The following is a 1,130-nucleotide window of genomic DNA, read 5'->3' on the forward strand; positions in this document are numbered from 1 at the left end:
TTTGGCATAACTTCTTCGCTTAAATCTATTTCTAAAATTTGAATATTTTGAAGAGTGAAAACAGCTTCTTTGTATGAAGATTCCAATATTAGCTCTGTAAAAAACTCTAAAAGAGGATTCTCTTTGTTTAAAGATTTTTCTAATAACAAATTATCCACAATCAGGTCGTATATAGAACTATCTGAATTTACAAAGTAGTATACTGTCTTATCACCTTTTTTCATCGGAGTAAATGCCGCAAAGTATGAAAAATATACAATTTCACAAATTTCACAAAGAGGAAGTTTTGAATTAAAGTTCCAAGCAAAATTTACAGCATCCGGATTCAATCCGTAGAATTTAGAAATCCCAGTGTCAAATATAGAATCCTTTTTTGCTTTTCTTTCATTACAGGAAATACAGTAATACTTTTTATCTTTTTCTACGTTGTTCTCTGTCAATGGAACTTCAAAATCTTCGTAAAATTTTTTGAATCTATCTTTATTTACACTTTTGTTTAAAAAACTTTTTTGTCCGTAAATCTTTCGTAGATAATTCTGTACCTCAGATTCCCAAAATTCCCTATCTTGTTCCATTATTCCTATGGCTTTTTCAATTAAGGGTTTCAACTGCTCTTCTTTTCCCTGAAAATCTTTTTTAGGTGGTATATTACCAAGTTTTTTCTTCAAAAGAGAATAGTTAGTCAGTAAATTTTTGAATCTATCATAAACATAATTAAATTTTTCTTTATCCTTTAAAGTTTCAATAAGTTCATATAAAAATTTTAAATATTGATTAAAAGCAAAGTTAAAAAATCTTTTTGAAAAATCTTTAAAAATCTTTCTATCAAATTCTATATAATTTTCTCCAATCTTTAACATATTCTCATCTTTTGATTTTACTTCTTTTTTATCTCCTACCGTTTTAATATCAAACAAATCGGAGTTTATTTTGAGAAAACCTAAAATTCCTGCATTGTACAACCAATCAGAAAGGTATACTCTTTCTTTATTTCCCTCCTTCATTCCACAACCTCCACCATGCCAAAGCCTTGACCGGTTCGGTTTCCTATTCCTATTTTGTAAAGTATGTTTAAGTCTTCTGGGTCACCATACAATCTGAACACACCTACATTACCAGTCAGGTACATA

Annotated in this window: 2 protein-coding genes; both read right to left on the bottom strand. The window is 28.8% G+C overall.

Going from position 1 to position 1,130, the window contains the following annotated elements; translation table 11 throughout:
• The coding region (gene cas8a1 / locus NE054_RS08310) for a type I-B CRISPR-associated protein Cas8b1/Cst1 (RefSeq protein WP_297890526.1) at positions 1–1,004 on the bottom strand (1,004 nt) is incomplete at its 3' end.
• Positions 1,001–1,130, bottom strand: a 130-nt coding sequence (locus NE054_RS08315) for a CRISPR-associated endoribonuclease Cas6 (protein ID WP_297890528.1), incomplete at its 5' end; no start/stop codon positions are given. The genes cas8a1 and NE054_RS08315, both read right to left, overlap by 4 nt.

Origin of the sequence: Sulfurihydrogenibium sp., from assembly GCF_027448985.1 — a bacterium.
In the GTDB taxonomy this organism is placed as follows: Bacteria; Aquificota; Aquificia; order Aquificales; family Hydrogenothermaceae; genus Sulfurihydrogenibium.